The following is a 3,250-nucleotide window of genomic DNA, read 5'->3' on the forward strand; positions in this document are numbered from 1 at the left end:
CCGGCCTTGGTAGCGACTTTCGTTGTTGCCATTCCGGTTTTTGATACGGCGCCCAACCCTTTTGTTCCCACTGCAGACAATCCGATGGTTCCTAATGCATAAGCAAATCATTCCGCTCGGGACTTGGCATCTCCGTTGATTACATCTCGTTCATACGACTCACGGATTGCCATCGATAAATAGTCATACGTTTCGATTGGGTGCGAGATTGCATCGATTGTACTTTCGTTGTGTCAAAATACAATTAGAATTCTATTCTATCAAAAAAAGTCCTTCGCCCCAGAAGTGGCTAAGGACTTAATTTATACCCTATTGTCAGAATTGTTTAGGTGCCTGGTACCTAAACCTTATTGTACTTGCACACCTAGCAATATCTCTGATACGGCAATGCAAGAAGCCATCGCTTGGAAGAAAGAAACATCACAACGAGATATTATTAAACCATCATAAAGATCATATAAGCAACCACTTAATACTAGATTGAAAGATAAAAGTCGTTAACCTCCGAAGAGATTAAGGACTTAATTTGTAGTCTATTTTCTGAATTATTTCGGTGCCTGACACCTGACTTTAACCTGTAACAATACTTCATAAGTTTAATATGTCATCTCGCCAAAATATTGTAGCTGAATTTTCTCAACTCTACATAACTTCCCCACAAATTAATCTTCGCCATACATTAAATCATCTAACATTTCATTTTGTCGTTGTATTTCTTTATATCTATCAAATCTATTCATCAAGTATTCAACAGATACTTCTTTATTTTTAACTAATTCACCATTAAACAGTCTTATCTTCGCACCAACATTTATCAATTCATTTATTAATTTTTTAAGCTTTGTATCGTCCTCATCATCTTCAAACAGATTACATTCCATTATTGGACTACCATTTCCAATTCTTTTTTTTATCTCAGAAAATCCTAAATTTGTATTTTTTCTTATTGTAGGTAAATATTTCATCTGATTTTCATCATGTTCTACCACTAAAAGTATTACCGACATATTTATATCCTCCTTAAAATTCATTATCAACTGAATCATTTAGTGGTTTACCAGGTAGGCTTTTCTTATAGCTACCACCATGCCATCGATACAAATGTTCTCTAAATGTTACAGGATATATAATTTCGCCTTTATTAGAAATTTGTGGATATTTAGATGCGCTATAAGTATGGTGACCAATCATTGTTTTACCTTCATATTTTGGAGCCTTACCATTTATTATGTCTTTTGCTTGTTTCTCCGTCCATACTCTTGTAGCTTCTCCCTTTAACAAGCGTTCTCTTTCTTGTTCCCAGAAGTCATCTACACCGTTATCTCTTCTGCGTTTAAATCTCTTGTTCCACATCAATTGTTGCCATTCTTCTTTCGTGATAGTTCTATTTTTTACCTTCTCGTTCAATTGTTTCATTTTTTTACTACCCATGATTTTATATGGAGTTTCTCTTAGAGTTAAGTCCAAGCCTTTAGCTCTTTCAGCAATAATATCTACTTCATCTTTAATGTTCTTAACTTGGATAGTTTCACCCGTACCCTTACCGCTACCCTTTGTCTCCATCTTCGCCATAGAAAGCAGCTGATCTTTCACCCCAGCACCATTCACCACATTGTAAGGCACAACACCTACATTGGCATAGGCTAATTGATTCCTAGGGGAATACGGTAATAAATCTAAACCAGAAATTTTTTGTGCTGCACCTTTTACTTTGCTAGCGCCGGCCTTGGTAGCGACTTTTGTTGTTGCCATTCCAGTTTTTGATACAGCGCCCATCCTTTTGTTCCTACTACGGATAATCCTATACTTCCTAATGCATAAGAAAACCATTCCGCTCGGGACTTGGCGTCTCCTTTGATCACATCTCGTTCATACGAATCACGGATTGCTGTCGAAAGAAAATCGAATGTTTTGATTGGATGTGCAAGGGCATCAATTGTACTCTCTATTGTTTTTACGGGATGCAAGACGAAATCGAATATTCCTTTTACGAAATCTTTTCCTGCTTTATAAACACCGTTTTTGATACCTTCTGCAGTTTCCCACAAAGTAAGGAGCTTTTTTTGCTCTTCGGTTAAATTTTCTTCACCTAGTTCTTTTGCAAGTTTCAAAAATTCTTCTAAGGTAGATGCATTTGCGAGTTTCTTTTGTAACTCTTCCTTCGTATCAGTGTCTTCTCTAGAACAAGTATTTTCTAAAAGTAATTCATCTATTTGATACTTCTTCAATGTGCCAACTTTATAGTTTTCTAGTTGTATCTTTCCACTTTTCGTATGGGATTGAATACGATCTATGTATTCTTCTAGAGCTTTACTTTGATTGTAATCAAATTGATGGATTCATTTTGTAAATACTTTTCAATGACTGCCACTATTCTAAAATACCCCACCGTCTAGAAAAACTGGTCACTCTTATGCAATCACCAATCTTCTTCATCTTCTTCCCAGTTTTCTTTCATTTCGTTTAAATAATTCCAAAAAAACTCTAAAAAATTGCTAGCTTCTTCAGAATCATAACTTCCGCTATCGACATCCCAAGATATTACTGGGCATTCACCATTTTTCATCTTATTTGTATCTAAACAATATGCGAATGCATCTACATCAACAATTACTACAATTCCATCATTTAAATTATAAAATTCTCGATAATTTTCGGTAGTTTTTACTACTGCTGCTCCTCCAAAATTGTATCCTATTATTTGGACTCCAAAAATTCCACCTGATCCATATTTTCTTAAAAACCACTTATAACTTTCAGGTAATATAACATTAAGCTGTCTTTCAATAATATTAATCTTTTCTTCTCCAATACCTCCAGTGAAATCTGTTTCTTTACTGAATTCCTCAATAAATTTCTCGACAGTGATAAAGTTCATATAATTAACTCACCTCATTTATTTTCTATTTCGAATTGTTTAGCTCTCCATTTCCAATATCTTAAACGAAAATTGTTATATTGAGCTTTCAATATTGGATCATTCCTGAAGCTTTCTCCATTTTCTTTTAGACCATGTAATATCTTTGTATATTGTTGATGTAAACTCCCCGGTATTTCCACCATAGTCCCTGGTTCTTCTTGAAGTAAATGATGCAGGTTAATTTGGGAACCCATCCTTTGCAAAAGGTGCATTCCCATCCTTCATTAATTCTAAATTTGTTTTTCCTGCTTCTGTCATTTGATTTAAATCTAAATCTTTGAGCGTATAAACCCTTCTATCAATATCTTTAATTTCTCCCTTAGCTTTAAC

At 34.7% G+C, this 3,250-nt stretch carries 4 protein-coding genes and 2 pseudogenes; all 6 read right to left on the reverse strand.

All coding sequences use genetic code 11. The features are described from left to right. A pseudogene (locus tag Q0977_RS17995) lies at positions 1-212 on the reverse strand (TIGR01741 family protein); the annotation flags it as partial. Between the two features lie 450 nt (positions 213-662). Continuing rightward, positions 663-1,007, reverse strand: coding sequence for a hypothetical protein (locus tag Q0977_RS18000; protein ID WP_299516494.1), 345 nt, complete (start codon positions 1,005-1,007; stop codon positions 663-665). Between the two features lie 13 nt (positions 1,008-1,020). After that, the gene (locus tag Q0977_RS18005; protein ID WP_299516496.1) at positions 1,021-1,776 is read right to left on the reverse strand and encodes a hypothetical protein; all 756 of its coding nucleotides are present in this window, start codon (positions 1,774-1,776) and stop codon (positions 1,021-1,023) included. After that, positions 1,707-2,228, reverse strand: a complete 522-nt coding sequence (locus tag Q0977_RS18010) for a Nif11 family protein (protein WP_299516498.1) — start codon at positions 2,226-2,228, stop codon at positions 1,707-1,709. Before Q0977_RS18010 ends, Q0977_RS18005 begins: the two co-directional genes overlap by 70 nt. 191 nt (positions 2,229-2,419) lie before the next feature. Further along, the gene (locus Q0977_RS18015; RefSeq protein ID WP_299516500.1) at positions 2,420-2,878 is read right to left on the reverse strand and encodes an SMI1/KNR4 family protein; all 459 of its coding nucleotides are present in this window, start codon (positions 2,876-2,878) and stop codon (positions 2,420-2,422) included. Between the two features lie 14 nt (positions 2,879-2,892). Beyond that, a pseudogene (locus Q0977_RS18020) lies at positions 2,893-3,250 on the reverse strand (HNH/ENDO VII family nuclease); the annotation flags it as partial.

Origin of the sequence: uncultured Rummeliibacillus sp., from assembly GCF_934216135.1 — a bacterium.
Taxonomy (GTDB): domain Bacteria; phylum Bacillota; class Bacilli; order Bacillales_A; family Planococcaceae; genus Rummeliibacillus.

Excerpts from the sequence above, each read along its gene's own strand:
- Q0977_RS18000 (WP_299516494.1), bottom strand. The coding sequence starts at position 1,007 with ATGTCGGTAATACTTTTAGTGGTAGAACATGATGAAAATCAGATGAAA.
- Q0977_RS18005 (WP_299516496.1), bottom strand. The coding sequence starts at position 1,776 with ATGGGCGCTGTATCAAAAACTGGAATGGCAACAACAAAAGTCGCTACC.
- Q0977_RS18015 (WP_299516500.1), bottom strand. The coding sequence starts at position 2,878 with ATGAACTTTATCACTGTCGAGAAATTTATTGAGGAATTCAGTAAAGAA.